This window comes from Streptomyces rubrogriseus, assembly GCF_027947575.1.
Lineage (GTDB): Bacteria > Actinomycetota > Actinomycetes > Streptomycetales > Streptomycetaceae > Streptomyces > Streptomyces rubrogriseus.
In genome coordinates this window covers 2,473,754-2,500,525 of record NZ_CP116256.1, presented here as the reverse complement: position 1 = coordinate 2,500,525, position 26,772 = coordinate 2,473,754, and the positions used below count along the sequence as shown (strand labels likewise).

Genomic DNA, 26,772 nt, shown 5'->3' with positions numbered 1-26,772 from the left:
GGCGGGGCGGACGGGACGCCTACAGCGGTACGCGCAGTGCCCCGTCGATGAGTTCGGCGGCCTCGGCCGTGCCCGCGCAACCGCTGCTCACCAGGTGCTCGCGCACCGCGCGCAGTCTGTCGCGCAGCCGGTGGGACTCCATTCCCCGGGCCTGTTCGGCCATCCGCACGGCCGTCGCCACCGCCTTGTCCGCGTGGCCCTGACGCAGTTCGATCGTGCTGAGCATGGCGAGCCGGTGCACGCGGCCCCGGTCGTGCGCGGGCGTGTCGACGGCCGCCGCCGCGTGCTCCCCGGCCGCCGCGAGTTCACCGAGGCTCAGCAGCGCCTCCGCCACCTGGACGTTGACCAGTCCGGGCTGGACGTAGCCGGTCTCGTCGGGCTCGTACCCCCGCCGGATGCGCTCGGCGGCCTGCTCGGCCCGGCGGATGCAGGCCAGCGCGCCGCTGCCGTCGCCCAGGTGCGCGTACGCCTTCGCCTGCATCGCGTACAGGTCGGAGGCGAGCGCCGGGGTGATGTGCCGGCCGGCGGCGCGCAGCGCGGCCTCGGCGAAGGCGACGGCCTGCCGGTACTCCCGCATGAAGAGCGCCTGGTTGACCAGCAGCGCGATGACGTACGCGCCGAGCCCCCGGTCGCCGCTGGCCTTGGCGAGCCGCAGCGCCTGGTGGAAGTAGCGCTGCGCGAGGCCGTGCGCGTCGGAGTCGTACGCGCAGATCCCGGCGACGGCCACCAGGCCCCCGGTGGCCCGGTGCAACTGCCGTCCGGTGGCGTCGGTGTAGCTGCCGCGCAGCAGCGGCGCGGCCTCGGAGTTGAGGAAGCCGACGATGCGGGCGCGGGTCGCGATGCCGCCGGCCTTGCGGTACATCTGCTCGTAGTGCGTACGGGCGCAGCGCACCGTCTCCAGGTCGGCCGCGGTGACCCGGTGCCGCCCGCCGCGGGAGACGTCCGTGTCCTCGGGCGGGTTCTCCCACTCCCAAACGGGCAGCACGGCCGGCGTGCCGGTGAGCGCGGGGGCGCCGAGGATGTGCGGGCGCTGCTGCTGGTCGGAGCGCCACAGGGCGGTGGCGCGCTCCACGAACCCGGACAGCGATCCGGTGTGCGGGGCGGCGGGTTCGCCGGGCACGCCGAGGCCGATGTCGTCGAGGGTGACGGGGCGGTGCAGCCGGGACGCAAGGACCTCGCAGATCAGGTCGGGCACCTGGCCGCGCGGACGCTGGCCCTTCAACCACCGCGCGACGGCGGTGTGTTCGTACCTCAGTGCGAGCCCGCGCGCCCGGCCCGCCTGGTTGACGTGCGCGGCCAGTCCCGCGTGCGAGATCCCGGCCTCGTCGAGGATCGCGTCGAGCAGGGTGTTGGGCTGCATGGGTGCCCCCGGTGAATCGGTGCCGACAGCGTAGTGCGTCGGTCTTCACACGGGGTGTGAACGGAGTACGCGCATCCGCAGCGTGTGCGCGCTGTCGCGGAGAGTTCCGGGCCGGTTGACTGAGGGGCCTCGAAAGAGGCCGGCCGGGCCGCCGGCTCCCCCTCGTACAGTGCGGCGGCCCGTATCCGCGCCGTCCGCCCAGCTGCCTGCCCGACACTCCGTGGCGGGGCGGACGGCGAGCCGGCTCCGCCGGGTACGCAGAGGCAGTTCCCCGCGCCCCCGAAGAAGGCACGTCGCGCTGACGTCCGTCAAGGGGCGCGGGGAACTGCGCGACCGGCCACCGACTACCCGCGGCCGCCGAACCGGCAGAAACCCCACGCCCCTTGGGCGAACCGAACCGCTAACTGCGCAGCACCGCTCCGACCCGCTCGCCCGCGAGGGCGACCGCGGCATCGCGGGCGGCCGACGCCTCGTCGACCGTCAACGTCCGGTCCCCCGCGCGGAAGCGCAACGCGTACGCCAGCGACTTGCGCCCCTCACCGAGCTGCTCCGCGTTGTCGTACACGTCGAACAGCCGGAGGGACTCCAGCAGTTCGCCCGCACCCTCGCGCAGCGCGGCCTCGACCTCACTGGCCGGGACGAACGCGTCGACCACCAGCGCCACGTCCTGCGTCGCGACCGGGAAGGTGGAGATGCCCGGCGCCTGCGGGATGTCGTCGCCGACCCGCTCCACCGCGTCGAGGTCCAGCTCCATCGCGCAGGTGCGCGCGGGCAGGCCCAGCGTCTTCACGACCCGCGGGTGCAGCTCACCCGCGTGTCCGACGACGCGCTCCTCGCCGTCCACGGTGACGAACAGCTCGGCGCAGCGGCCCGGGTGCCACGGCCCGTACTGGCCCTTGCGGACGCCCAGTTCGGCGCCGGCCTCGCGGGCGACGGTCCGGGCGGACTCGACCGCGTCGGCCCAGTCGGCCGGACGGCCCTTGCCCCACCAGCCGGCCTGCTCGCGGGCGCCGGCCAGGACCACGGCGACGTGCCGGGGCTGGTCGGGCAGCGCCGCGTCCAGCGCGGCGAGGTCTTCCTCGCTGGGGCGCCGGTCGACGGGCAGGTTGGCGGCGACGCGCTGCTCGTCGCGCGGGTGGAACACCAGGCCGGTCTCGAACAGCGCGAGGTCGTGCGCGCCCCGGCCGTCGTTGCGCCGCAGCGCCGCGAGCAGGCCCGGCAGCAGCGAGGTACGCAGCGCGGGCTCCTCGTCGCTGAGCGGGTTGACCAGCCTGACGACGCGGCGGGCCGGGTCGTCGGCGTCGAGACCGAGCTGGTCGAAGACCTGCTCGCCGACGAACGGGTAGTTCAGCGCCTCGACGTAACCGGCACCGGCCAGGGCCCGCCCGACGCGGCGGTGCAGCCGCTGCCGGGAGGTGAGGCCGCGGCCCGCGGGGGGTCGGGGCAGCGTGGAGGGCAGGTTCTCGTAGCCCTCCAGGCGGATGACCTCCTCGGCGAGGTCGTTCGGGTCGGTGAGGTCGGGCCGCCAGGACGGCACGGTGACGATCAGCTCGTCCTGGCCGTAGACGTCGCAGCCCACCTCCTGGAGGCGGCGCACGACGGTCTCCCGGCCGTACTCCACACCCGCGACCTTGTCCGGGTGGTCGGCCGGGACGCTGATGGTGTGCGGTGCGGACGGGGCGCTGATCTCCGTGACGCCGGCCTCGGCGGTGCCGCCCGCGAGCAGCACGAGGAGGTCGACGGTGCGCTGCGCGGCAGCGGCGGCGGCCTGCGGGTCGACGCCGCGCTCGAAGCGGCGGGACGCCTCGGAGGACAGCTTGTGCCGGCGGGCGGTGCGCGCGATGGACACCTGGTCGAAGTGGGCGGCCTCGATGACCACGTCACTCGTCGCGTTCTCGGTGTCGCCGTGGTCCGCGATCTCGGTGTTGGCGCCGCCCATGACCCCGGCGAGGCCGATCGGGCCCCGGTCGTCGGTGATGACCAGGTCCTCGGCGTGCAGCTTCCGCTCGGTGCCGTCGAGGGTGACGATCTTCTCGCCCTCCTGGGCCCGGCGCACGCCGATGGTGCCCTGGACCAGGGAGCGGTCGTAGGCGTGCAGGGGCTGGCCCAGCTCCATCATCACGTAGTTGGTGACGTCGACGGCGAGCGAGATCGGGCGCATGCCGACCTTCTGGAGCCGGCGCTGGAGCCAGATCGGGGAGCGGGCCTCGGCGCTGAGGCCGGTCACGGTGCGGGCGGTGAAGCGGTCGCAGCCGGTGGGGTCGGCGATCTTCACCGGGTAGCCGTAGGCGTTGGGACCGGGCACGTCGAGCAGCGCCGGGTCGCGCAGCGGCAGGCCGTAGGCGATGGCGGCCTCACGGGCGACACCGCGGATGGACAGGCAGTCGCCGCGGTTGGCGGTGACGGCGATGTCCAGCACCTCGTCGACCAGTTCCAGCAGCTCGATGGCGTCCTTGCCGACCTCGGTCTCCGGCGGCAGCACGATGATGCCGTGGGTGCCGTCGTCGCCCATGCCCAGCTCGTCGCTGGAGCAGATCATGCCGTGGGACGTCTTGCCGTAGGTCTTGCGGGCGGAGATCGAGAATCCGCCGGGCAGGGTGGCGCCGGGGAGGACCACGACGACCTTGTCGCCGACGGCGAAGTTCCGGGCGCCGCAGACGATCTCCTGCGGCTCACCGGTGCCGTTGGCCCGGCCGACGTTCACCGTGCAGAAGCGGATCGGCTTCTTGAAGCCCTCCAGCTCCTCGATGGTCAGCACCTGGCCGACGACGAGGGGGCCCTTGAGGTCGGCGCCCAGGTGCTCGACGGTCTCGACCTCGAGGCCGGCCGAAATCAGCTTGGCCTGCACGTCGCGGCCGGTCTCGGTGGCCGGCAGGTCGACGTACTCCCGCAGCCAGGAAAGCGGGACCCGCATCAGATCTCCATCCCGAACGGCCGGGTGAACCGGACGTCACCCTCGACCATGTCTCGCATGTCCTCGACGTTGTGGCGGAACATCAGCATCCGCTCGATGCCGAACCCGAAGGCGAAGCCGCTGTACTTCTCGGGGTCGATACCGCAGGCGGTGAGCACCCGCGGGTTGACCATGCCGCAGCCGCCCAGCTCGATCCAGCCCTCGCTGGAGCAGGTGCGGCAGGGCCGGTCGGGGTTGCCGACGGACGCGCCCTTGCAGACGTAGCAGAGCATGTCCATCTCGGCGGACGGCTCGGTGAAGGGGAAGAAGTTCGGCCGCAGCCGGGTCTTCATCTCCGCGCCGAACAGCGACTGGACCATGTGGTCCAGCGTGCCCTTGAGGTCAGCCATGGTCAGGCCCTCGTCGACGGCGAGCAGCTCGACCTGGTGGAAGACGGGGGTGTGCGTGGCGTCCAGCTCGTCGGTGCGGTACACCCGGCCGGGGCAGATCACGTAGACCGGCAGCTCGCGGGAGAGCGCCGAGCGGATCTGCACGGGCGAGGTGTGGGTGCGCAGCACGACGCCGGACTCGGCGCCGCCCTCCGGGCCCTGCACGAAGAACGTGTCGGCCTCGCCGCGGGCCGGGTGGTCCGGGCCGATGTTGAGGGCGTCGAAGTTGAACCACTCGGCCTCGGCCTCGGGGCCCTCGGCGACCTCGTAGCCCATGGCGACGAAGATGTCCTCGATGCGCTCGGAGAGCGTGGTGAGCGGGTGGCGGGCGCCGGCCGGCACGCGGTCGTGGGGCAGCGTGACGTCCACGGCCTCCTCGACCAGGACGCGCGCGTCGCGCTCGGCCTCCAGCTCCTCCTGGCGGGCGGCCAGCGCCTTGTTCACGGCGCCGCGGGCCATGCCGACGCGCTTGCCGGCCTCGGCCTTGGCCTGTGGGGGCAGGGCGCCGATCTCGCGGTTGGCCAGCGACAGCGGGGAGGTGCCGCCGGTGTGGGCGACCTTGGCCTCCTGGAGCGCGTCGAGGGAGTCCGCGGCGGCGAAGGCGGCGAGCGCCTCGTCCCGCATGCGCTCGATCTCTTCCGGTTTCAACGCCTCGACCTCGACTGGGTCGTACGACTTATTCGGTGCCGACATCTCTTCCCGTGCTTCCGATTGGCTGGCTGGGACGCCCCGTCTACGGTCCTCAGACACGGCGGAGACGCTTCGTCGACGCTTCGTCTGCGGATCTGGACGCAAAGGTGCCAAAGACCGAGTCTAACGGGGCTGTGGAACGCTGGATTACGCCCGTGGGGTCGTCGGCCGTCTCAGCTGATGCTCAGGTGAGGTACGCCGGTGCCGCCACGGGCAACGTAAATCGGAACTCGGCGCCGCCCCCGGGGGCGCGGCCGACCGTGATGGTGCCGCCGTGGGCCTCGACGATGCCCTTGACGATGTACAGCCCGAGGCCGGTGCCACCGCGCTTGCTGCCCCGCCAGAAGCGGGTGAAGACGCGGTTCATGGATTCCTCCGGGATGCCCGCCCCCTCGTCGCTCACCGTGACCGACGTGCCGGTGTCCTCCCCTTCGCGGGGGGACGCCGTGGGCGTGACGTCAATGGTGACGGTTCCCTCGCCGTGCCGCACGGCATTTTCCAGCAGGTTGCTGAGCACCTGGTCGACCTTGTCGGGGTCGGCCCACAGGTCGGGCAGCGGCTGCGCGAGGCGGAGCAGGAAGCGGTCGGCCTCCAGACCGGAGGCGACGTACGCCTGGATGTGCCGGCCGACGGCGGCGCCGATGTCGACGGGCTGGCGGCGCACCTCCAGGCGGCCGGAGTCGATCCGGGAGATGTCGAGCAGCTCGGCGATGAGCCGGGTGACGCGGTCGGCGTCGGCGTCGACGGTCTCCAGCATCAGCCGCTTCTGGTCGTCGGTGAACCTCTCCCACTTGGCCAGCAGGGTGGCCGTGAAGCCCTTGACGGAGGTGAGCGGGGAGCGCAGCTCGTGGGCGACGGTGGCGATCAGCTCGGCATGGCTGCGCTCGGTGCGGCGGCGGGCCTCGGTATCGCGCAGGGTGACGACGACGCGGTGGACGGGGCCGAGGCGTTCGGCGCGGACGTAGCGGGCGGTGACCAGGACCTCCCGTCCGCCGGGGAGCAGCAGGTTGCGCTCGGGCTGTCGGACCCGGATGGCGAGGCCGCCGTAGGGGTCGGTGAGCTGCCACCAGCGGCGGCCCTCCAGGTCCTCCAGCGGCAGGGCGCTCTCCAGGGGCTGTCCGAGGGCTTCGGCGGCGGGGGTGGCGGTGATCCGGACGGCGGCGGCGTTGAAGCAGACCACCCGGCCGTGCTCGTCGGCGACGACCAGGCCGTCGGGCAGCTGGTCCGGGTCGATGCCGAGGTCGGCGGGATCGACGGACGTGCGGGGCGCGGGCGGGCGCGGCACCTGGCGTGCTCCCGGTGCGCTGCTCGTGCCGACGCTCATCCCCGTACCCCACCTCTCAACCGCGCAGGGGCCTTGAGCTGGTCACCCTACTAGCTCTCGGTGACGGAGCGGCACCCTCCGGCGGCGCGCTGTGCACGCGCCGACGCGTAGAGACATACGGCGGCGGCGGTCGCGAGGTTCAGACTCTCCGCCTGCCCGTGGATCGGGACGCGCAGGACGGCGTCGGTGAGGGCGCGGGTCTCCTCCGGCAGCCCCCAGGCCTCGTTGCCGAACACCCAGGCGGTGGGCCCGCCCATGGTGCCGGCGTCCAACTCGGTGTCGAGGTCGTCCTCGCCCGCGCCGTCCGCGGCCAGCACCCGCACCCCCGCCTCCCGCAGCCCGGCGACGGCCCGCTCGACGGGGACGCCGACGGCGACCGGCAGGTGGAAGAGGGAGCCGACGGAGGCGCGTACGGCCTTGGGGTTGTACAGGTCGACGGAGGCGTCGGTGAGCACCACCGCCTCGGCCCCGGCGGCGTCGGCGCAGCGCAGCACGGTGCCCGCGTTGCCGGGGTCCCGCACGTGCGCGAGGACGGCGACCAGCTTGGGCCGGGCGGCGAGGATCTCCTCGAAGGGCGTGTCCAGGAACCGGCAGACCCCGACGAGACCCTGCGGGGTGACGGTGGTGGAGATGTCCTCGATCACCGAGTCGGCGGCGAGGTGCACCCGGGCACCGACGTCACGCGCGGCCCCCACGATGTCGGCGTACCGCTCGGCGGCCTCCACGGTCGCGAACAGCTCGACCAGCGTCTCCCCATACCCCGCGGCCTCCCGCACGGCCTGCGGCCCCTCGGCCAGAAAAAGCCGCTCCTTCCCCCGGAAGTTCCGCTTCCCGAGCCGCCGCGCGGCGGCGACACGGGGGGACCGTGGGGAGATCAGCTCGGGGCTGACAGGACGCACTCTTGCTCACCTTCACATCTGAATCGTCGTGGACTGCAACGCGCCCCAAAGGGGCGCGGGGAACTGCGCGACCAGCCACAACGCACCCGCAGCCGAAATCGAACCGGACAACGGCAACCGAAGGGACCCGCAGGCTTCAAGCCTGCGGGTCCCTTCGACAACCGGCTAGAGCCAGCGCAGCGTCACGCCGCCTTCGGCGCGTTCACATCGCTCGGCAGCGCCTTCTGCGCGACCTCGACGAGCGCGGCGAACGCGTTCGGGTCGTTGACGGCCAGCTCGGCGAGGATCTTGCGGTCGACCTCGACGTTGGCGGCCTTCAGGCCCTGGATGAAGCGGTTGTACGTGATGCCGTTGGCGCGGGCAGCGGCGTTGATGCGCTGGATCCACAGCTGGCGGAAGTCACCCTTGCGCTTCTTGCGGTCGTTGTAGTTGTAGACCAGCGAGTGGGTGACCTGCTCCTTGGCCTTGCGGTACAGGCGCGAACGCTGACCGCGGTAGCCGGAGGCCTGCTCGAGGATCGCCCGGCGCTTCTTGTGGGCGTTGACTGCCCGCTTGACGCGTGCCACTTGTTAACTCCTTGTAGCGGGGCCGCGGTGGTCCTCACGCGGCCCGGTATCGATTGGGTCCCGGTCCTGCCGTACGGCGCTCAGTGGCGCCCGTACGTCACTTGCCGAGAAGCTTCTTGATCTTCGCGGCGTCGCCCGGGGCCATCTCGGCGTTGCCGGTGAGGCGACGCGTCACGCGGGACGACTTGTGCTCGAGCAGGTGGCGCTTGCCGGCGCGCTCACGGAGCACCTTGCCGGAGCCGGTGATCTTGAAGCGCTTGCTGGCACCGCTGTGCGACTTGTTCTTCGGCATAGCGCCGTTCTCTCCTCGTCGGTGGCGCTCCGGTGCCCGGTCGTGAAACCGGGCACGGGGTGGAGCGTCGCTCTTGTATCGGTTGGTGTCCTGGGGACTGGCGGTCCCCCGGGGTCACGCTTCGGCAGGTGCCTCGGCCGGGGCCTCGGCTTCGACGTCGGCGTCGGCCTCCGCGGCGTTCTGCGACTTGCCGGGGTTCGCCTTCGCGTCCGCCTTGCGCGCTTCCTGCGCCTGGCGAGCCTCGGCCATCGCCTCGGTCTTCTTCTTGTGCGGACCGAGGACCATGATCATGTTCCGGCCGTCCTGCTTCGGGTTCGACTCCACGAAGCCGAGGTCCTGGACGTCCTCCGCGAGACGCTGCAGCAGTCGGTAGCCGAGCTCCGGCCGGGACTGCTCGCGACCACGGAACATGATCGTGATCTTGACCTTGTCGCCCTGCTTGAGGAACCGGACGACGTGACCCTTCTTGGTGTCATAGTCGTGCGGGTCGATCTTCGGCCGGAGCTTCATCTCCTTGATGACCGTGTGCGCCTGGTTCTTGCGCGCCTCACGGGCCTTCATGGCCGACTCGTACTTGAACTTCCCGTAGTCCATGAGCTTGCACACGGGCGGACGGGCGTTCGCCGCGACCTCGACGAGGTCGAGGTCGTACTCCTGCGCAAGCTCCAGGGCCTTGGCAAGCGGGACAATCCCGACCTGCTCGCCGCTGGGACCGACAAGTCGCACCTCGGGAACGCGAATCCGGTCGTTGATGCGGGGCTCGGCGCTGATGGATCCTCCTCGGTAGCACCACGCGACGGTCTGGCGGACAGCCGCGTAACGTCTGTGTTCGATAGACCTAACCGCGCCGGCGCACAAAAAATGCCCCGGACGATCACAGGCGGGGCTCCTCGAACTGCTACCGGAGCACCGCCGCGATGACCGCGGGGCGCGATTTCGGGCTGGTCACCGCCGTGGGACGGGACCGCCTGACCGGTGACCCGCCGTCCGGAGGACGGCCAGGTGGGAGTTCGAAGCCTCCACTTGTGGGCCGGATCCGCTGCCGTGGGCGTGCGTGTCCGACCGGTCGTTACACAAGGTTAGCAGCTCGGCCGGGGAAGGGCTAACCGAGTCCGAGTGGGGCCCGCTCCCCCGCTGCGCCTATCGTGTGCGGCATGAGTGAGACCCCTCCCGAACCCTCGGCGAACCCCGACTTCGACGCCATGACCCGCGACATCGCCGAGGTCCCGGCGGTCGAGGTGATCGTGACGGTCGCCGTCAACCTGATGAGTGCCGCCGCCGTGAAGCTGGGCCTCACCGAGGAGGGCGACGCGCACAAGGACCTGGACGAGGCGCGCAAGCTGGTGCACGCGCTGGCCGGTCTGCTGGACGCGACGGCGACCGAGATCAGCTCGTTCCACGCGGCGCCGCTGCGCGACGGTCTGAAGTCGCTCCAGCTCGCCTTCCGCGAGGCCTCGCTCGTCCCGGACGAGCCGGGGCAGGGCCCGGGCGAGAAGTACACGGGCGCGGTCTACGGCTGACCGCCGCCCGGCGACCCGGAGCTACCCCCGCACGTACAAGGGCTCGCCCGGCGGCGTCGCCCCGGCCGGCAGCAGTGCCAGGTCGAGGCCGCGCACCAGGCGGGCCCTCAGCGTGTCGTCGGCGGCCAGCCGCTCGGCGACGGCGCGCGCGGCCTTCGCCGCGTCGGCGGCCGGGTCCAGGACCAGTGCGAGCGTGCCGTCGGCGCGTCCCGGTCCGAGGTGGGCGCGGAGCACGGCGGGCTCGTCGGCCAGGGCGGCGCGCACGGCCCCGGCCACGGCCGGGTCGGCGAGCGGGTCGGTCGTCGTACGTCCCTCGGCCAGTGCCAGCAGCACCGCTCCGGTCAGCTCGAACGGCACCGGGCCCGCCAGGTCCAGTACGACGGTGTCCGCCTTCTCGTGCGCGGCGGCCTCCAGTGCCTGGTGCACCGGTACGGCGACGGGACGGGCCGCGGGGTCCCAGCGGGCGAGCGACGCGGTCGAGGTGAAGGCGGGGAGCGCGGTGCGGTCGCCCGCCTTCAGGGTCGGCACGGCCATGTCGCTGGTCTTCTCGCGGCGCAGGCCGTTCTCGTCCTCCTCCGCCTCACCGAGTACGGCGACGACGGGCACGAGCAGCCTGGCGCCCTTGAGCGCCTCCAGGACCGGGCCGACGGCGGCGCGGTCCTGGGACCAGGCGGCGAGCGCGGCGCTCAGCCGGGGGTCGGCGGTGCCGTCGTCGTCGGAGAAGGCGGAGTCGGGGATGTTCTTGTTCGCCACGGTCCCCGACCCTATCGGGGCACCGGTACGGCGCTCCTCACCGGCCTCTCAGGGGTCTCTGACCCGGATTTAACCTCCGCCAAACGACCCGCACAGCAACCGGCTGGACCATCGCCGCCATGGCATCCTCCAGAGCCCGGCGGGCGCGGCGGGCCCGGCGTCGGCCTGCCCGGGTACGGCCCGCACTGATCGCGTTGGCGGTCCTCGGCGCCACCGCCGCCGGCGCCGGGTACTGGCAGGGCCACGCAGGCCCGGGCGCCGGCGGCGCCGTATCGTCGTCGGCCTCGGCACCCTCGGGCGGGGAGGCATCGGTGGAGACGGTCGAGCCGGTCGAACCGGGGGTCGACGGCGACGCGCGGCTGGCCGCCGCCATGGCGTCGGTGCCGGTGCCGGACGGCGCCGAGGTGTCGGTGGCGGTGCTCGACCCGGACTCGGGCGCGGGCGCCGCGTACGGCACGGGCGCCTTCGACACGGCGAGCATCGTCAAGGTCGACATCCTGGCGGCGCTGCTGTTGCAGGCGCAGGACGCGGGACGTTCGCTCACCGCGGCGGAGAGGACGTACGCCACCGCGATGATCGAGAACAGCGACAACGACTCGGCGTCGGCACTGTGGCGGGCGATCGGGACGGCCGAAGGACTCGACGCGGCGAACGAACGCTTCGGACTGACCGGCACCGAGGGCGGCGACGGCCCGTTGTGGGGGCTGACCCGGACCACCGCCGCCGACCAGGTCGCATTGTTGCGCCAGGTGTTCGTGCCGGACGGCTCGGCGCTGAGCGAGGCCTCACGGGCGTACGTGCGCGGGCTGATGGAGCGGATCGCGGACGGTCAGCGGTGGGGTGTGTCGGCGGCCGCCGACCCGGCCGGTTCGACGGCCGGTTCGACGTGGGCGCTGAAGAACGGCTGGCTGCGGCGCAGCACCACCGGACTGTGGATCGTCAACAGCATCGGGCGGGTGGAGACGGGCGGCCACGGCTGCCTGGTGGCGGTGGTATCGCGGGGCAGCGGTACGCAGGCGGAGGGGATCTCGCTGACCGAGGCGGCGGCGCGGGCGGCGGTGTCCGTGGTGACCGACGACACGCCCTAGGGGTCTCTCCGGGCGGTCAGAAGTCGTCGGGGCGTTCGCGGCGGCCCCGCCACAGGACCACGGCCGCGACCACCAGGACGCCGCCCGCCCCGCCGGCCAGCGGTGCGGCCCAGGCGGAGGTGTCGTCGTCGGAGTCGGGGGCGTCCGGTCCGGTGCCGAAGTACTCGTCCCCGTACGACGCCGCCCTCAGGCCCTCCGGCTTGAGCCGTCCGGCCGCCTCGATGGCGGCGGCCGGGTCGACGAAGCCAAAGCCCCGGGAGTCGTCGCGGCCCTCGGCCGGGGCGTTGCGTGCGGTGTCCTCCAGGACGGACTTGACCTGGGCCGGGGTGAGATCCGGGTGGGCCGCCTTCACCAGGGCGGCGGCCCCGGAGACGAAGGCGGAGGCGGCACTGGTGCCCCAGCCCTCGTAGTAGCGGTGGTCGGGGTCGGCGATGATCACGTCGACGCCGGGGGCGCTGACCGTGGCGTACCAGCGGCGGGTGGAGAAGGAGGCGCGGGTGCCGTAGCGGTCGACGGCGGTCGCGGCGATCACGCCCGGGTAGGCGGCCGGGTAGGAGATGTGGTCGCCCTTCTCGCCGCCGTTGCCGGCCGAGGCGACGACGATCACGCCCTTCTTCAGGGCGTACTGGATGGCCTCGTCCTCGGCGGGTTCGGGGTGGGCGGAGGCGGAGTCGTCGCCGAGGGAGAGGTTGATGATGTCGGCGCCGTGGTCGGCGGCCCAGCGGATGCCCTCGGCCAGGGCGTTGCCGCGGGTCTTGCGGGCCTTGGCGCGGGAGGGGTCGCCGTCCTCCAGGATCACCCGCAGGGGGAGGATCCTGGCCTCCGGGGCGATGCCCATGACGCCCTCGGTGTTGCCGGTGCCGTGTCCGTGGCCGGCGATGATCCCGGCCATGGCGGTGCCGTGCCGGGCCCAGGAGCGGTCGCCCTCGCTCGCACCGAAGCCGACCAGGTCCTTGCCGGGGAGGACGTTGCCGGTCAGGTCGGGGTGGTCGGCCTCGACGCCGGTGTCCAGGACGGCGACGGTGACGCCCGCGCCCTTGGTGGTGCGCCACGCCTGCTGGGTGTGCATCGCGTCCAGGGCCCACTGCTGGGCGCGGATGCCGTCGGCGTGCGCGGCGGGCGTCGGGGCGAGGACGAGGGCGGCGGCGAGGAAGAGGCTCAGGGCGCCGGTCCTGCGGCGGATGTCCGCGGGGGTCACGACGGGTGCTCCGTGGGCGCGCCGACGTGTCTGCGCAGGGCGCGTTCGACGCGGTCGGCGAGGCCCTGCGCCTCGTGGCCGAGACCGGCCTGGGCGGGCGCCGACGCGGCACCCGACTCGATGGCCTCCTCGGCGGGTTCGGGTTCGTCGACGGTGCGGCCGTCGGCCCAGCCGGACACGGCGTAGACGACGACGGGGGCGTCGGTGAGGACGGAGACGGTCCACGATCCCCGCTGGGGTGCGCCGAAGCCCTCGGCGACCGTGTCCTTCGCCGGGTACGGCAGGGGCATGAGGTCGTCCCGGCGGCCCAGGCCCTCCTTCTCGAACCGGCCCGCCAGCGAGGTCATCGCGGCGGCGTCGGCCTTGGTGAAGAGCAGGCCGACGGTGGTGACGTGGCTCTGGGTGGCGTCGGTGTAGGTGGCGCGCAGCAGGCGGGCGCAGCCGACCGGGTCGAGCACCTTGGCGAGGAGCCGGTCGAAGGCGCCCGCGCAGTCGCCGTCCGGGGCGACCGCGACCCGCGTCCAGGTGCGGTCGGCTCCGCCGGGTCCCGCGCCCTTGCCCTGGACGGTGGGCGGGAACAGCTGGTCGACGGGCACGCTGTGCCACAGGTCCCCGGCCTCGGTGTACGCGCTGCGCGCGCCGTCGTCCCCGGAGTCCCCGGCGAGCCAGCTGCCGGTGACGGCTCCGGTGAGGAGCCCCACGCCGAGCACGAGACAGACGGCCGCGGCGACGACCTGCGGTCGCGGACGCCCGCCGAGCGGGCGCGGCCGGGCCAGTCCGTCGTACCCCTCGGGCTCCCCGAAGGAGACCCGGGGCCGCGCCTCGTACGGAGTGCTCCAGGAGAGGGCCGGGTCGGGGGTGCGGGGGGCGTCGGGGCCGGAGGGCGGGACGGCTGCCCGGGGCGCGGGAACGTCCGTTCCGGCCGCCGTCTCCGGGTCCGGCGCCGCCGGTATCGGGCGCAGGCGTGCGGTCGTCTCCGCCGGGGTCTGTGCGGGGGCGCCGGGACGGCGGGAGGGCGCCTGCGCCGCGCCGTCGCCGCGCGGGGCGTCCCTGCCGACGGTCGGGGCGGCGTCGGGGAAGCGGGCGGAGGCGCTGGGCGGCGGGGCGGCGGCGTCGGCGGACCGGGAGTCGCCGAGCCGGAAGCGCGGGTAGCCGGTCCGGGCACCGGGGCCCGTGGCGTCCCCGCTCCGGCCGTCGTCCGGGGCGGTGGACGTTCCCCACGGCCGTCACGGCCCTCACGGCCCGCCGTGGATGCGGGTGCGCCGGTCCCACCGGTGCGCCGAGGCGCCCGGGCTCCGCGGCCTCGCCGCGCTCCCCGCCGGCGCCTGCGCCGGGCGGGGAGGAACACCGGGTCGGGGCGGGGTCCCCGGGTGCGGCGGCACCGGCGAACGCGGCGCTGCCGCCCGGAACGGGACATCCGGGCCCGGCCCGGCCGCCGGGCGGGGCACAGCTCGGCCAGCGGCGGACGTCCGCGGTCCGGAAGCGGCAGCCGGTCGGGACCCGGACGCCGGACGGGAGGCGCCTCCGAAACCGGGCGCGGAGTCCGGTCCCGCCGCGGGCTCCCGCGTGGGGCGGGGCGGTACCGCCCGGCCGAACGACGTGGCGGGATCCGGCGCGGAGCCGGAACGGTCCGAGGACTCCGGGCTGGCAGCCGCGTCCGGACCCCGCGCGGACCCCGGCACCGGCGCACCCCCGGCACGCGGGGGTGCCGGCGGCCCGGCGGCGGCATCCGGTCGGGGCGTCTCGTCGGTGCCCGGCGTGGGCGCGGAGGGCGGTCCGGGGTCCGTGCGCGGCGGCGCCTCGGGACGGGGCGGAGTCGCCGGGCGGGGCGGAGTTTGGAGGTGCGGCGGAAGGGAGGCGCGGCGCGCTTCCGTGCTCATGCACCCCCCGTTTCCTCGGGCCCGGCCCGTTTCTCCGACACGGGCCGGAGACGGTGGTCCTGACCGTGGTCTCCTGCCCGGCCCGGCGCGGAACCGATCCGTCCCGGGCACGCATACCCGCTCGGGAGGACCGCCATCCCGGCGCGGGCTGCCGGGGCCCTGCCGCCGGGGCCGGATCCGCCCGTGCGTGCGCGTCACTCTACGGCGTGACCCCGCCCGACGGGGAACCAGTCCGCGCGGCCGCGGCATTGGCCCGGATCGTCCCCCTACCCTGCGGTAATCCTGTCTGGCAGGCTGCCGTCATGACCGCACGCGCCGCAGACCGGGCCCGTTACGACCGGGCCACCGCCCATCTGGACGCCCCCGTGGCGATCGTGGACCTGGAGGCCTTCGATGCCAACGCGGACGACCTGGTCCGCCGGGCCGGCGGGAAGCCGGTCCGGGTCGCCAGCAAGTCCGTACGCTGCCGTGCGCTGTTGGAACGGGCCCTGGCCAGGGACGGTTTCGCGGGCGTCATGTCGTTCACGCTGGCCGAGTCCCTGTGGCTGGCGCGCTCCGGTTTCGAGGACGTGCTGCTCGCCTATCCGTCGGCGGACCGCGCGGGGTACGCAGAGCTGACGGCGGATCCCAAGCTCGCCTCCGCCGTGACCGTGATGGTCGACGACCCGGCGCAGCTGGACCTCGTCGACGCGGCGCGCGACGGCGACGGCGGCGGGGAAGTCGTGCGGGTCTGCCTGGAGTTGGACACGTCGCTGCGGCTGCTCGGGGGCCGGGTGCGGGTCGGTGCCCGGCGCTCGCCGCTGCACTCCCCCGCCCAGGTCGCCGACCTGGCCCGGGCGGTGACCCGTCGGCCGGGGTTCGAGGTCGTCGGCATCATGGCGTACGAGGGGCATGTCGCCGGGGTCGGGGACGCGGTGGCGGGGCATCCGTTCCGGTCGCGTGCCGTGCGGCTGATGCAGGCGGCCGCGCGTCGGGAACTGGCCGAGCGGCGGGCGGCCGTGGTGCGGGCGGTCCGGGCCGTGGTGCCCGGCCTGGAGTTCGTCAACGGCGGCGGCACGGGCAGCGTGCAGCACACCGCCGCCGAGGACGCGGTGACGGAGATCGCGGCCGGGTCGGGGCTGTACGTGCCGCGGCTGTTCGACAACTACACGTCGTTCAGCGGTCGTCCGGCGGCGCTGTTCGCCCAGCCCGTCGTGCGGCGGCCGGGCGTCGGGGTGGTGACCGTGCTCGGCGGCGGGTATCCGGCCTCCGGCGCGGCGGGCCCCGACCGGCTGCCGGTGCCGTATCTGCCCGAGGGTCTGCGCTACGACCCGCAGGAGGGGCCCGGTGAGGTCCAGACGCCGCTGCTGGGCTCGCCCGCCGACGACCTGCTCATCGGCGACAAGGTGTGGTTCCGGCACGCCAAGGCCGGGGAGCTGTGCGAGCGGTTCGACGCGCTGCACCTGGTGGAGGGGGACGCGGTGACGGCGACGGTGCCGACGTACCGGGGCGAGGGGCACACCTTCCTGTAGCGGGAGCCCTTCCGGGGCGGGTCAGTCCGTCGGGCCGATGCCGCTGCCCACGCCGCCGCCGGTGTCCGCGTCGCCGATCGGCCGGATGCCCTTGGTGATGGTGTCCATGTCGGCCAGCGGCGGCCCGTCCTCGCCTGCGTCGAAGACGTAGCGGACGAGGATCGGGGACTCGGTGCCGACGGTGGACGGGAACACCATGGACTGCACGTAGCCGCCGGGTCCCTCGGCCGTCGTCACCCGCCAGCGCACGTAGTACCCGGCGCGTCCGGCGACCGCGACGGGGCCGGACGCCACCTCCTCGTGGGACTCGATGCCGCCGAAGGGCTTGTTGCCGATCAGGTCGCGGTCGTAGGCGTCGTCGGCCGCGTCCTCGATGTCCTGCTGGGCCAGGACCTTCGGGGAGGACTCGGCGTTCGCCGTGACGGTGCGCGAGACGACGAGGCCGTGCCGGCACACGCTGCCGTCGGCGGGGCAGTCGTAGGTGCCGTCGGTGGTCATCATGACGTCGTCCTCGGCGACGTGCTCGGGCCGGACCCAGCCGTCCGGCAGCGGCAGGGTGATGCCGTTGAGCTGGTCCTCGACCAGGGCCGGGTCGTCGGCGGAGGGTTCGGAGGCGGTGGGTGAGGAGGACGGCGGGTCGTCGACCGGCGCGGGGTCGGTGGCGGTCGCCGTGACCGGCGGGGTCCGCGTCCGCGCGCTGCCTTCGTCGTCCTCGCCCAGCACGAACACGCCGGTGACGATCGCCGCGACCAGCACGGCCGCGGCGGCGGTGACGGCGACGGCCTTGCCGCGTCCGCCGGTGCCCGGCCCGCGCTCCGGACCCGGCACCGGCACGGGTACGGGAGCCTGGCCCACCGCCGGCCCGTACCCGACGGGCTCGGGAGGGCGGCGGTGCTCCGTCCAGGCCGTGCCGTCCCACCAGCGTTCCTGGTGCGGGGCCGACGGGTCGCGGTACCAGCCGGGCGGCGGCGTCATGCTCATCCCGGCACTGTAGGACGCGACGCGCGGGGATCTACAGCGGTGTGACGTACGCCCCGGAGATGCCGCCGTCCACCAGGAAGTCGGTGGCGTTGACGAAGGAGGAGTCGTCGCTGGCCAGGAAGGCGACGGCGGCGGCGATCTCCTCGGCCTCGGCGAACCGGCCCACCGGGATGTGCACCAGGCGGCGCGCGGCCCGCTCCGGGTCCTTGGCGAACAACTCCCGGAGGAGCGGGGTGTTGACCGGACCCGGGCACAGCGCGTTGACCCGGATGCCCTCCCGGGCGAACTGCACGCCCAGTTCCCGGGACATGGCGAGGACGCCGCCCTTGGACGCGGTGTACGAGATCTGCGAGGTGGCCGCGCCCATCCGGGCCACGAAGGAGGCGGTGTTGATGATCGACCCCCGCCCCTGGCGCCGCATGTAGGGGATGGCGGCCTTGCAGCACAGGTAGACGGAGGTGAGGTTGACCTCCTGGACGCGCTTCCACGCCTCCAGCCCCGTCTCCAGGATCGAGTCGTCGTCGGGCGGCGAGATGCCGGCGTTGTTGAACGCGACGTCGACGCTGCCGTAGGTGTCGTACGCCGCCGCGAACAGCGCCTCGACCTGCTCGGGGTCGGTGACGTCGGCCTTGACGAAGATGCCGCCGGTGTCCTCGGCCGCGGCCTTGCCCCGGGTCTCGTCCACGTCGCCGCAGACGACGTGGGCGCCCTCGGAGGCGAGCCTGCGGGTGGCGGCGAGTCCGATGCCGCTGCCCGCCCCGGTGACGACCGCGGTACGGCCGACGAGCCTGCGGCAGACGATGTCTTCGCTCACTGTGCGGGGCCCTCCGTGCTCGATGGGGTGCTGCTGATGAAGACGTTCTTGGTCTCGGTGAACGCGGTCAGCGCGTCCGGGCCCAGCTCGCGGCCGATGCCGGACTGCTTGAAGCCGCCGAACGGCGTCCAGTAGCGGACGCTGGCGTGGGAGTTGACGGACAGGTTCCCGGCGCGCACCGCGCCCGACACGCGCAGGGCGCGGCCGACGTCCCGGGTCCACAGCGAACCGGACAGGCCGTAGGCGGTGGCGTTGGCCAGGCGGACCGCGTCGGCCTCGTCGTCGAAGGGCAGGACGACGGCGACGGGCCCGAAGACCTCCTCGACGGCCACGCGCGCGTGCGCGTCGACGCCGGTGAGGACGGTCGGCGGGAACCAGAAGCCGGGGCCGCCCTCGGGCGCCTTGCCGCGGATGCCGGCGGCGTCGGCGGGGACGTGGGAGCGGACGCGCTCCAGTTGGGCGCGGGAGATCAGCGGGCCCATCCCGGTGCTCTCGTCGGCCGGGTCGCCGACCCGGACGGCCTCGATCGCGGGGGCGAGGAGTTCGAGGAAGCGGTCGTGCACGGACCGCTGGACGAGGATGCGGGTGCGGGCGCAGCAGTCCTGGCCGCTGTTGTCGAGGAAGGACATGGGCGTCGCGGCCGCGGCGGCCTCGACGTCCGCGTCGGCGAAGACGATGTTGGGGCTCTTGCCGCCGAGTTCGAGGGTGACCGGTTTGAGGAGGGCGGCGCCCTTGGCGGCCACCTGCCGGCCCACGGCCGTGGACCCGGTGAAGACGATCTTGGCGACACCGGGGTGCTCGACGAGCGCGTCGCCCGCGACCGGCCCGTGTCCGGGCAGCACCTGGAACAGGCCCTCGGGAAGGCCGGCGTCCAGGGCGAGTTCGGCCAGGCGCAGCGCGGTGAGCGGGGTCGTCTCGGCGGGCTTGAGGAGGACCGCGTTGCCCGCCGCCAGCGCCGGCGCGGTGGCCCAGGCCGCGATCGGCATCGGGAAGTTCCAGGGGGCGATGACGCCCACGACGCCGAGGGGTTCCAGAAGCGTGACGTCCAGGCCGCCGGCCACCGGGATCTGGCGGCCGGTGAGCCGCTCCACTCCCCCGGCGGCGTAGTCGAGCAGGTCGCGGACGTTGCCGGCCTCCCAGCGGGCGTTGCCGAGGAGGTGCCCGGCCTGGCGGACCTCCAGGCGGGCCAGCTCCTCCAGGTGCTCGTCGACGGTGACGGCGAAGCGGCGCAGCAGCCGGGCCCGGTCGCCGGGGGCGAGGGCGGCCCAGGCGGTCTGCGCCCGTGCGGCGCGGGCGACGGCGGCGTCCACGTCGGCCGCGGAGGCGGCGGGGACGGTGGCGACGACCTCTTCGGTGGCGGGGTTCAGGACACGTAGCTCGTCGGGGAGCTTCTCGGACGGCTCGGACAGCTCGGACAACCGGTGCCTCACATGCGTTCGAAGGAGCGGCGCAGTTCCCAGTCGGTGACGGCGGCGTCGTAGGCGTCCAGTTCGACGCGCGCCATGTTGCGGTAGTGGGCGACGACCTCGTCCCCGAAGGCGGCCTTGGCGAGGGTGCTGTTCTCCCACAGCTCGGCGGCCTCGCGCAGGGTGGTGGGGACGTGCTCGAAGTCGGCGGCGTAGGCGTTGCCGGGGCAGGGGTCGGGCAGCTCCAGGCGCTGCTCGACGCCGTGCAGTCCGGCCGCGACCAGGCCGGCCACCGCGAGGTAGGGGTTGACGTCGCCGCCGGGGAGGCGGTTCTCGAAGCGGAGCGAGCGGCCGTGGCCGACGACGCGCAGGGCGCAGGTGCGGTTGTCGTGGCCCCAGGCGACGGCGGTGGGGGCGAAGGAGCCGGGCTGGAAGCGCTTGTAGGAGTTGATGTGCGGGGCGTAGAGGAGGGAGAACTCGCGCAGCGCCACCAGCTGTCCGGCGAGGAAGTGCCGCATGACCTCGGACATGCCGGTCCCGTCGGCCATCGCGTTGCGGCCGTCGGCGTCGGCGAGCGAGAGGTGGATGTGGCAGGAGTTGCCCTCCCGCTCGTTGTACTTGGCCATGAAGGTGAGGGACATGCCCTCCTGGGCGGCGATCTCCTTGGCGCCGGTCTTGTAGACCGCGTGCTGGTCACAGGTGACCAGGGCCTCGTCGTAGCGGAAGGCGATCTCGTGCTGGCCCGGGTTGCACTCGCCCTTGGCGGACTCGACGGTGAGCCCCGCACCGGCCATCTCGTTGCGGATGCGGCGCAGCAGGGGTTCGACGCGGCCGGTGCCGAGGACGGAGTAGTCGACGTTGTACTGGTTGGCCGGGGTCAGGCCGCGGTAGTTCGCGTCCCAGGCGTGTTCGTAGGTGTCCCGGAAGACGATGAACTCCAGCTCGGTGCCGACCTGTGCGGTGTACCCGTGTCCGGCGAGCCGCTCCAGCTGGCGGCGCAGGATCTGGCGGGGCGCGGCGAGCACCGGGGAGCCGTCCTCCCAGGCGAGATCGGCGACGGCCATCGCGGTGCCCTCGTTCCAGGGCAGCCGGCGCAGGGTGGCGGGGTCGGCGCGCATGGCGAAGTCGCCGTAGCCGCGGTCCCAGGAGGACATGGCGTAGCCGTCGACGGTGTTCATGTCGGCGTCCACGGCGAGGAGGTAGTTGCAGCCCTCGGTGCCGTGTTCCAGGACCTCGTCGAGGAAGAACCGCGCGGCGAACCGCTTGCCCTGGAGGCGGCCCTGCATGTCGGGGAAGGCGAGGACGACGGTGTCGACGTCACCGGCGGCGACGAGGGCGTGCAGTTCCTCGACCCCGAGCGGGGGTGTGCGGTCTGCCACGGGGAGAGCCTCCTTCTGGCCGGGAGCCATAAGGTATTGCCGGGAACCTTTGGTTGGGAAGGGGGCGCGGCCGCGTGCGGGAGGAATCCGGCGGAAGTGCCGGGAGCGTGACGGACCGGCTGGCGCCGGTGCTGCGACCGGTGCGCGCCGGGAACGGCTTCGAGGAGGCGCTGGAGCAGATCCTCCAGGTCGTCCGGCTGGGCCTGGTGGCGGCGGGCGAGCGGCTGCCGGCCGAGCGGGAGCTGGCGGAGCGGCTGGGGATCAGCCGGGTGACGCTGCGCGAGGTGCTGCGGGTGCTCCAGGAGCAGGGGCTGGTGGAGGCGCGGCGGGGGCGCTACGGCGGAACGTTCGTGCTGCCCCGCGCGGACGCGGGCGGCGAGGACGAGCTGCGGCGCCGGGTGGCGGGGGTGGACATCGAGGACGTGCTGCGCTTCCGGGAGGTGCTGGAGGTGGGCGCGGCCGGGCTGTGCGCGGCGCACGGGCTGTCGGACCCGGGGGCGGCGCGGCTGCGCGAGGCGCTGGCCGGCACGCGGGACGCGCCGCTCGCGCAGTACCGGCGGCTGGACACGATGCTGCACCTCACCCTGGCGGAGCTGTCCGGCTCACCGGCGCTGGCGGCGCAGTACGCGGCGGTCCGCGCCACCGTGAACGACCTGCTGGACTGCATCCCGCTGCTGGTGCGCAACCTGGAGCACTCCCAGCGCCAGCACGCCGCGCTGGTGGAGGCGGTGCTCGACGGGGACGCGGACGGGGCCCGGGAGATCGCGCGGGAGCACTGCGCGGGGACGGCGGCGCTGCTGCGTGGGTTTCTGACGTGAGCGTATTGCCGTGAACGCGTCCTCCGGCAAAGGTATGGGAACGGATCATTGCCTGGAGGACGGATGGCCGAGCGGCCGCTGATCGGTGTCAGTACGTATCTGGAGCCCGGCGCGCGCTGGGGCGTGTGGGAGCTGGAGGCGGCGCTGTTGCCGGCCGGGTATCCGCGGCTGGTGCAGCGGGCTGGCGGCCTGGCCGTGATGCTCCCGCCGGACGCGCCGGAGCACGCCGCCGCGACCGTCGCCCGCCTCGACGGGGTGGTGATCGCGGGCGGCCCGGACGTGGAGCCGGCGCGTTACGGCGCCGAGCCCGACCCGCGCACCGGTCCGCCGGCCCGGGCCAGGGACACCTGGGAGTTGGCGCTCATCGAGGCGGCCCTGGCCGCACGCGTCCCGCTGCTGGGCGTCTGCCGGGGCATGCAGCTGCTCAACGTCACCCTGGGCGGCACCCTCGTCCAGCACATCGAGGGGCACGCCGAGGTGGTGGGCGTCTTCGGCGGCCACCCGGTCCGCCCGGTGCCGGGCACGCTGTACGCCGGTGCCGTGCCGGAGGAGGCGTTCGTGCCGACGTACCACCACCAGGCGGTGGACCGGCTCGGCACCGGCCTGGTCGCCTCGGCGCACGCGGCGGACGGCACCGTGGAGGCCCTGGAACTGCCCTCCGGCCCCGGCTGGGTCCTGGGCGTGCAGTGGCACCCGGAGATGGGCGAGGACGTACGGGTGATGCGGGCCCTGGTGGCCGCGGCCCGTTCGGGCCGACCGGTGCCCGAGGACCGGCCCGGCCCTGGCCGGTGACGACGTCGCCGACGCCCGACCGCCGCCCGGGCGGAACGTGCCGAGCACGCCGCACGCCTCGGGACCCGCGGGCCCCGAGGTCCCCCTCGACGAACCCGACCAGCGGCACGGGGACCGACGCACCACGCGACATCGCAGCCCGCCGGGCAGGGGCCCACAGCACCCCCGGACAGGCCCCGACCGCCCCCGTCGGCGCGCCCATGCCCAAGTCGGCAACGCCCCTCGACGAACCCGACCAGCGGCACAGGGACGTACGGACCAGACGACACCGCAGCCCACGGGACGGGACGGGCCGGGCCGGTCGCCCGTGCGATTGCGGGGCGGGCCCCGATCGGCTGTGTCGGCGCTGCTACGCCCTGGTCAGGGAGAGCAGTTGGCGGGCCGGGCCGGTGGGGCGGTGGCCGGTGGGCCAGACCGCTCGCAGGTCGCGGGCCAGGACGACGTCCGCCACGGGGACGCTCACCAGGCGCCGGGTGGTCAGTTCCTCGCCGACGGCGAGTTCGCTGAGGACGGACGGGCCGGCGCCGCCCACCGCGGCGGCCTTCACCGCCGTGGTCGAGGACAGCTCGATCAGGGGGCGGGCCAGGCCGCCCAGTGCCGCGTCCAGGACCTGCCGGGTGCCCGAGCCCTTCTCCCGCAGGATCAGCGGGGTGGCCGCCAGCTCCGCCGCCTCCAGCGGGCGTCGGCGCCGGGCCCACGGGTGGCCCGGCGCGGTCACCACGATGAGCCGGTCGTGGCCGATGACCGCGGAGTCGAGGCCGGTCGGCACACTGACCCCCTCCACGAAGCCGAGGTCGGCGTCGTCGGCCAGCAGGCGCTCCGCGACCGCCGCCGAGTTGCCCGCGAGCAGCGACACCGCGGTGTCCGGCAGCTGGGCGCGCAGCGCGACCAGCCAGCCCGGCAGCAGGTACTCGGCGATCGTCATGCTCGCCGCGACCCGCAGCCGCGAGTCCCGCCGGTCGCGCAGCGCCTGCGCGCCCGCGTCGAACGCCTCGGCGGCCTCCACGATCCGCCGCGCCCAGTCCGTGACCAGCGCCCCCGCGTCGGTGAGCCGGGAGCCGCGCGGCGAGCGGTCCACCAGGGCGACGCCGAGTTGCCGTTCCATCGAGCGGATGCGGCTGCTGGCGGCCGGCTGGGTGATGCCCAGCTCGCGCGCCGCCCCGCCGAGGCTGCCCAGCCGGGCCACCGCCAGCAACAGCTCCATCGCCCCGAGGTCCGGTACCCGGTGTGCCAGCGAGCCCGCCACATGCCGTGCCCGTGTGTCGTGCCCGCCCTCGGTGCCACCGCCCGTGCCACCGTTCGTACCACTGCCCGTGCCGCTGCCCATAACCCCAGCTTATGCCCTCATAGGGACAGGGTCCCTGGTCAGGGACCACGCCCGCGGCGACCGTGGAGCCATGGTCACCGCAGCCCAGCCCCGCTCCCCCTCCCCTCCCCCTTCCTCCGACGTGGCCGCCGCCGGCCAGGCCGCCCGGCGGGTCCCGGCCGTCCGGCATCTCGGGCCCAACTGGTACGCGTGCGTCATGGGCACCGCCATCGTCGGCACGGCCGGAGCCGCGCTCCCGGGGCACGTGACCGGCCTGCGCGCCGCCTGCACCGCGGTCTGGGCCCTGTCCCTCGTCCTGCTGGCGGTCCTGCTGACCGCCAGGTCCCTGCACTGGCTCCACCACCGGGACCAGGCCCGCGCCCACCTCCTCGACCCGTCGGCGGCCCCGTTCTACGGCTGCCTGTCGATGGCCCTGCTGGCGGTCGGCGGCGGCGCCCTGACCCTCGGCCGGGACTGGATCGGCACCCCGGCCGCCATCGCCCTGGACACCGTGCTGTTCACCGCCGGTACGGTGATCGGACTCGCGGCGGCGGTCGCCGTGCCGTACCTGATGGCCGTACGCCACCGCATCGAGCCGGGGCAGGCCAGCCCGGTCTGGCTGCTGCCGCTCGTCGCGCCGATGGTGTCCGCGGCCGTCGGACCGCTGCTGGTGCCGCACCTCCCGGCGGGGCAGCCCCGCGAGACGCTGCTGCTCGCCTGTGTGGCGATGTTCGGCGTGAGCCTGTTCGCGACGCTGGTGACGCTGCCGGTGGTCTTCGGCCGGCTGCTCACCGGCGGGCCGCTGCCGCTCGCGCTCACCCCGTCGCTGTTCCTGGTCCTCGGCCCGCTCGGGCAGTCGACGACCGCCGTGGGGAAGTTCGCGGACGTGGCGCCGGGGGTCGTGCCGGGGCCGTACGCCGAGGGCTTCGCGGTCTTCGCCGTGCTGTACGGGGTGCCGGTGATGGGCTTCGCGCTGATGTGGCTGGCCCTGGCCGCCGCGCACGTCGTCCGGGCCCGCCGGGCGGGCATGCGCTTCTCGATGACCTGGTGGTCCTTCACCTTCCCGGTGGGCACCTGCGTCACCGGCGCCGAGGCGCTGGCCCGCGAGACGGGCCTGGTCGTCTACGACGGGCTCACCGTCGCCCTGTACGTCCTCCTCGTCGCCGCCTGGGCCGTGGCCGCCGTGCACACCGCGCGCGGCCTGCTCAGCGGCGTACTGCTCGCAGGGCCGCGGCCAGCACCCGGGGCGCCTCGGCCAGCGACGGCCCGTACCACGTGAGGTGCCGCCCGCCGACGAGGGCGCAGGGCAGGCCGGGGAAGGCCTCCGGGCCGTCGTCGGCGGTGAAGCGGTACGGCTCGTCGGGCAGGACCACGACGTCCGGACGGGCCGCCCGCAGTTCGTCCACCGGGACCTTCGGGTAGCGCTCGGCGTGCGCGGCGTACAGGTGGTCGACGCCGAGGCGGGCCAGGACGTCGCCCGCGAAGGTGTCGCGGCCCAGCACCATCCAGGGCCTGCGCCAGATCGGTACGACGGCCGTGGCGCGCCGCTCGGGCACGGGCGGGCCGGCCCAGGCGGCCTGCGCCTCGTCCAGCCAGCGGGGCCGGGAGCGCGCGCCGCAGGCGGTCAGCACCCGGTCCAGCTCGGTGACGGCCTGCGGGACGGTGCGCACCTCGGTCACCAGCACCTCGGCGCCCGCCGCACGCAGGACGTCCAGGTCGGGGGCGCGGTTCTCCTCCTCGTTGGCGACGACCAGGTCCGGGGCGAGGGAGAGGATGCGGTCGGTGTTCGGGTTCTTGGTGCCGCCGACGCGGACGACGTCGAGACCGGCCGGGTGGGTGCACCAGTCCGTGGCGCCGACCAGGGCGCCCGGCACCGTACGGGCCACCGCCTCGGTCAGCGACGGCACCAGGGAGACCACCCTCACCGGCACGCCCTCACCGGCGGGGGCCTTCCCGGACCGCCTCGATGTGCTCGGCGACGGCGACGACGACCAGCCGGGTGTCCGGCACGGTGGCCCGCCAGCGGTGCCGGACCCCGCCGGTGAGGTACAGCGTGTCGCCGCGTCCGAGCCGGTAGGCCCGGCCCTCGGCCTCGATCTCCACGGCGCCCTCGGCGACGAACATCAACTGGTCGTTGCGGTACTGCAGTTCCCGGCCGGCGTCGTGGTCGCCGGTGAACTCGGAGGCGTGCATCTGGTGGTGCCCGCGCACCAGGGACCGCACCCTGGGTGCCAGCTGGGGGTCGGGGTCCTCGTCCCGGACCACGTCGACGCTGCAGGCGGGGTCGGCCGCGGCGAGCAGCTCCACGGCGGTGGTGCGCAGGGCGTCGGCCACCTTCTCCAGGGAGGTCTGGCTGGGCCGTGCCCGGTCGTTCTCGATCTGGCTCAGGAAGGGCACGGACAGGCCGCTGCGCTCGGACACCACGGCGAGGGTGAGTTCGAGGTCCCGGCGCCGCCGCCGTACGGCCGCGCCCACCCGGAGGTGCTGATCTTTGTGGTCGCCCATCGCTCCGGCTCCCTCCTTCGCCCGTCGTCCTGATGAGTTCTCTGCACCCTACGCATGTTCGGCAAACCGTTTCATGCGGCCGTCACATCGATGTCACGGTGTGGTGGCCGCGACCTCACGTTTCTCGCCACGGGCGGGACCGTCCGCGCGCCGTCGCGCACGCCCTACAGGTTCAAGGCGTGGACGGCCTTCCGTGTTCCCGCCAGCCGCCCGCACCCCAGCCCGGGCACGCTCAGGCCGTGGCCTGGCGCTCCGTGGTTGGCCGAATCCCTACCGTGTCCGGGCCGGGAACGAGCCGAGGGGTGGACCCGGGGCGCCTCGGGGAGACGCCGCCGGGCCCACCCCTCG

The 26,772-nt window shown here is 74.3% G+C and carries 24 protein-coding genes; 6 read left to right on the top strand and 18 right to left on the bottom strand.

Annotated elements, in window-relative coordinates; all coding sequences use genetic code 11:
• Positions 1–19: 19 nt before the first annotated feature.
• The 8 genes from Sru02f_RS11050 to infC all read right to left on the bottom strand — a co-directional run bounded on the left by Sru02f_RS11050 (position 20) and on the right by infC (position 9,244).
• Positions 20–1,360, bottom strand: a complete 1,341-nt coding sequence (locus Sru02f_RS11050) for a transcriptional regulator (protein ID WP_109033697.1) — start codon at positions 1,358–1,360, stop codon at positions 20–22.
• Between the two features lie 400 nt (positions 1,361–1,760).
• The gene (pheT, locus tag Sru02f_RS11045) at positions 1,761–4,274 is read right to left on the bottom strand and encodes a phenylalanine--tRNA ligase subunit beta (protein ID WP_109033696.1); all 2,514 of its coding nucleotides are present in this window, start codon (positions 4,272–4,274) and stop codon (positions 1,761–1,763) included.
• The gene (gene pheS / locus Sru02f_RS11040; protein ID WP_109033695.1) at positions 4,274–5,395 is read right to left on the bottom strand and encodes a phenylalanine--tRNA ligase subunit alpha; all 1,122 of its coding nucleotides are present in this window, start codon (positions 5,393–5,395) and stop codon (positions 4,274–4,276) included. The genes pheT and pheS overlap by 1 nt, the downstream gene beginning before the upstream one ends.
• A gap of 181 nt (positions 5,396–5,576) precedes the next feature.
• Positions 5,577–6,716 (bottom strand): sensor histidine kinase, encoded by a 1,140-nt coding sequence (locus tag Sru02f_RS11035; protein WP_109033694.1) that lies wholly within the window; start codon positions 6,714–6,716, stop codon positions 5,577–5,579.
• Between the two features lie 50 nt (positions 6,717–6,766).
• Positions 6,767–7,615 (bottom strand): TrmH family RNA methyltransferase, encoded by an 849-nt coding sequence (locus tag Sru02f_RS11030; RefSeq protein ID WP_109033693.1) that lies wholly within the window; start codon positions 7,613–7,615, stop codon positions 6,767–6,769.
• A gap of 182 nt (positions 7,616–7,797) precedes the next feature.
• The gene (rplT, locus tag Sru02f_RS11025) at positions 7,798–8,181 is read right to left on the bottom strand and encodes a 50S ribosomal protein L20 (protein ID WP_003977226.1); all 384 of its coding nucleotides are present in this window, start codon (positions 8,179–8,181) and stop codon (positions 7,798–7,800) included.
• A 97-nt stretch (positions 8,182–8,278) separates the two neighbouring features.
• Positions 8,279–8,473 (bottom strand): 50S ribosomal protein L35, encoded by a 195-nt coding sequence (rpmI, locus tag Sru02f_RS11020; RefSeq protein ID WP_003977225.1) that lies wholly within the window; start codon positions 8,471–8,473, stop codon positions 8,279–8,281.
• A 114-nt stretch (positions 8,474–8,587) separates the two neighbouring features.
• A complete protein-coding gene (infC, locus tag Sru02f_RS11015; protein WP_109034121.1) occupies positions 8,588–9,244 on the bottom strand; it encodes a translation initiation factor IF-3 in 657 nt (218 codons plus the stop codon).
• A 383-nt stretch (positions 9,245–9,627) separates the two neighbouring features.
• Here infC and Sru02f_RS11010 point away from each other — a divergent pair, with 383 nt between their 5' ends.
• Positions 9,628–9,993 carry a DUF1844 domain-containing protein gene (locus Sru02f_RS11010; RefSeq protein ID WP_109033692.1) on the top strand — a complete coding sequence of 122 codons (366 nt, stop codon included), beginning with the start codon at positions 9,628–9,630 and terminating at the stop codon, positions 9,991–9,993.
• A 21-nt stretch (positions 9,994–10,014) separates the two neighbouring features.
• Here the strand turns inward: Sru02f_RS11010 and Sru02f_RS11005 are convergent, their stop codons facing one another.
• Positions 10,015–10,746, bottom strand: coding sequence for an SseB family protein (locus tag Sru02f_RS11005; RefSeq protein ID WP_109033691.1), 732 nt, complete (start codon positions 10,744–10,746; stop codon positions 10,015–10,017).
• A gap of 119 nt (positions 10,747–10,865) precedes the next feature.
• On the opposite strand from Sru02f_RS11005, the gene Sru02f_RS11000 reads away from it, so the two are divergent.
• On the top strand, positions 10,866–11,834 hold the full coding sequence (locus tag Sru02f_RS11000; RefSeq protein ID WP_109033690.1) for a serine hydrolase: 969 nt from the start codon (positions 10,866–10,868) through the stop codon (positions 11,832–11,834).
• Between the two features lie 16 nt (positions 11,835–11,850).
• Here the strand turns inward: Sru02f_RS11000 and mycP are convergent, their stop codons facing one another.
• Together mycP and Sru02f_RS10990 are read right to left on the bottom strand one after the other, a co-directional pair.
• Positions 11,851–13,032 carry a type VII secretion-associated serine protease mycosin gene (gene mycP / locus Sru02f_RS10995; RefSeq protein ID WP_109033689.1) on the bottom strand — a complete coding sequence of 394 codons (1,182 nt, stop codon included), beginning with the start codon at positions 13,030–13,032 and terminating at the stop codon, positions 11,851–11,853.
• On the bottom strand, positions 13,029–13,733 hold the full coding sequence (locus Sru02f_RS10990; RefSeq protein WP_373103439.1) for a hypothetical protein: 705 nt from the start codon (positions 13,731–13,733) through the stop codon (positions 13,029–13,031). The genes mycP and Sru02f_RS10990 overlap by 4 nt, the downstream gene beginning before the upstream one ends.
• Before the next feature lie 1,481 nt (positions 13,734–15,214).
• On the opposite strand from Sru02f_RS10990, the gene Sru02f_RS10985 reads away from it, so the two are divergent.
• Positions 15,215–16,423 carry an amino acid deaminase/aldolase gene (locus Sru02f_RS10985; RefSeq protein ID WP_109033688.1) on the top strand — a complete coding sequence of 403 codons (1,209 nt, stop codon included), beginning with the start codon at positions 15,215–15,217 and terminating at the stop codon, positions 16,421–16,423.
• A 21-nt stretch (positions 16,424–16,444) separates the two neighbouring features.
• Here the strand turns inward: Sru02f_RS10985 and Sru02f_RS10980 are convergent, their stop codons facing one another.
• Genes Sru02f_RS10980 through glnA4 form a run of 4 tightly spaced genes read right to left on the bottom strand, consistent with a single transcriptional unit; the run spans position 16,445 to position 21,003 of the window.
• Positions 16,445–17,398, bottom strand: a complete 954-nt coding sequence (locus Sru02f_RS10980) for a DUF2510 domain-containing protein (protein ID WP_109033687.1) — start codon at positions 17,396–17,398, stop codon at positions 16,445–16,447.
• Between the two features lie 37 nt (positions 17,399–17,435).
• Positions 17,436–18,218 (bottom strand): 3-oxoacyl-ACP reductase, encoded by a 783-nt coding sequence (locus Sru02f_RS10975; RefSeq protein ID WP_109033686.1) that lies wholly within the window; start codon positions 18,216–18,218, stop codon positions 17,436–17,438.
• Positions 18,215–19,627, bottom strand: a complete 1,413-nt coding sequence (locus tag Sru02f_RS10970) for an aldehyde dehydrogenase family protein (RefSeq protein ID WP_244941917.1) — start codon at positions 19,625–19,627, stop codon at positions 18,215–18,217. The genes Sru02f_RS10975 and Sru02f_RS10970 overlap by 4 nt, the downstream gene beginning before the upstream one ends.
• A gap of 17 nt (positions 19,628–19,644) precedes the next feature.
• Positions 19,645–21,003, bottom strand: a complete 1,359-nt coding sequence (gene glnA4 / locus Sru02f_RS10965; RefSeq protein ID WP_109033684.1) for a gamma-glutamylethanolamide synthetase GlnA4 — start codon at positions 21,001–21,003, stop codon at positions 19,645–19,647.
• A gap of 107 nt (positions 21,004–21,110) precedes the next feature.
• Between glnA4 and Sru02f_RS10960 the strand changes: the two genes are divergently transcribed.
• On the top strand, positions 21,111–21,821 hold the full coding sequence (locus tag Sru02f_RS10960; RefSeq protein WP_109033683.1) for a FadR/GntR family transcriptional regulator: 711 nt from the start codon (positions 21,111–21,113) through the stop codon (positions 21,819–21,821).
• Between the two features lie 63 nt (positions 21,822–21,884).
• Positions 21,885–22,613, top strand: a complete 729-nt coding sequence (locus tag Sru02f_RS10955; RefSeq protein ID WP_109033682.1) for a gamma-glutamyl-gamma-aminobutyrate hydrolase family protein — start codon at positions 21,885–21,887, stop codon at positions 22,611–22,613.
• Positions 22,614–22,962: 349 nt separating this feature from the next.
• Here Sru02f_RS10955 and Sru02f_RS10950 read toward each other — a convergent pair whose 3' ends face one another.
• A complete protein-coding gene (locus Sru02f_RS10950; protein ID WP_244941916.1) occupies positions 22,963–23,817 on the bottom strand; it encodes a LysR family transcriptional regulator in 855 nt (284 codons plus the stop codon).
• A gap of 193 nt (positions 23,818–24,010) precedes the next feature.
• Here Sru02f_RS10950 and Sru02f_RS10945 point away from each other — a divergent pair, with 193 nt between their 5' ends.
• Positions 24,011–25,198 (top strand): TDT family transporter, encoded by a 1,188-nt coding sequence (locus Sru02f_RS10945; protein ID WP_109033680.1) that lies wholly within the window; start codon positions 24,011–24,013, stop codon positions 25,196–25,198.
• Here the strand turns inward: Sru02f_RS10945 and Sru02f_RS10940 are convergent.
• Positions 25,125–25,844 carry a helical backbone metal receptor gene (locus Sru02f_RS10940; RefSeq protein WP_109034118.1) on the bottom strand — a complete coding sequence of 240 codons (720 nt, stop codon included), beginning with the start codon at positions 25,842–25,844 and terminating at the stop codon, positions 25,125–25,127. The genes Sru02f_RS10945 and Sru02f_RS10940 overlap by 74 nt on opposite strands.
• A 10-nt stretch (positions 25,845–25,854) precedes the next feature.
• The gene (locus tag Sru02f_RS10935; RefSeq protein WP_109033679.1) at positions 25,855–26,424 is read right to left on the bottom strand and encodes a helix-turn-helix domain-containing protein; all 570 of its coding nucleotides are present in this window, start codon (positions 26,422–26,424) and stop codon (positions 25,855–25,857) included.
• Between the last annotated feature and the right edge of the window lie 348 nt (positions 26,425–26,772).

Excerpts from the sequence above, each read along its gene's own strand:
- Sru02f_RS11010 (WP_109033692.1), top strand. The coding sequence starts at position 9,628 with ATGAGTGAGACCCCTCCCGAACCCTCGGCGAACCCCGACTTCGACGCC.
- Sru02f_RS10935 (WP_109033679.1), bottom strand. The coding sequence starts at position 26,424 with ATGGGCGACCACAAAGATCAGCACCTCCGGGTGGGCGCGGCCGTACGG.
- pheT (WP_109033696.1), bottom strand. The coding sequence starts at position 4,274 with ATGCGGGTCCCGCTTTCCTGGCTGCGGGAGTACGTCGACCTGCCGGCC.
- Sru02f_RS10945 (WP_109033680.1), top strand. The coding sequence starts at position 24,011 with ATGGTCACCGCAGCCCAGCCCCGCTCCCCCTCCCCTCCCCCTTCCTCC.
- Sru02f_RS10955 (WP_109033682.1), top strand. The coding sequence starts at position 21,885 with ATGGCCGAGCGGCCGCTGATCGGTGTCAGTACGTATCTGGAGCCCGGC.
- Sru02f_RS10980 (WP_109033687.1), bottom strand. The coding sequence starts at position 17,398 with ATGACGCCGCCGCCCGGCTGGTACCGCGACCCGTCGGCCCCGCACCAG.
- Sru02f_RS11035 (WP_109033694.1), bottom strand. The coding sequence starts at position 6,716 with ATGAGCGTCGGCACGAGCAGCGCACCGGGAGCACGCCAGGTGCCGCGC.
- rpmI (WP_003977225.1), bottom strand. The coding sequence starts at position 8,473 with ATGCCGAAGAACAAGTCGCACAGCGGTGCCAGCAAGCGCTTCAAGATC.
- pheS (WP_109033695.1), bottom strand. The coding sequence starts at position 5,395 with ATGTCGGCACCGAATAAGTCGTACGACCCAGTCGAGGTCGAGGCGTTG.
- Sru02f_RS10985 (WP_109033688.1), top strand. The coding sequence starts at position 15,215 with ATGACCGCACGCGCCGCAGACCGGGCCCGTTACGACCGGGCCACCGCC.
- Sru02f_RS10950 (WP_244941916.1), bottom strand. The coding sequence starts at position 23,817 with ATGGAGCTGTTGCTGGCGGTGGCCCGGCTGGGCAGCCTCGGCGGGGCG.
- Sru02f_RS11050 (WP_109033697.1), bottom strand. The coding sequence starts at position 1,360 with ATGCAGCCCAACACCCTGCTCGACGCGATCCTCGACGAGGCCGGGATC.
- Sru02f_RS11000 (WP_109033690.1), top strand. The coding sequence starts at position 10,866 with ATGGCATCCTCCAGAGCCCGGCGGGCGCGGCGGGCCCGGCGTCGGCCT.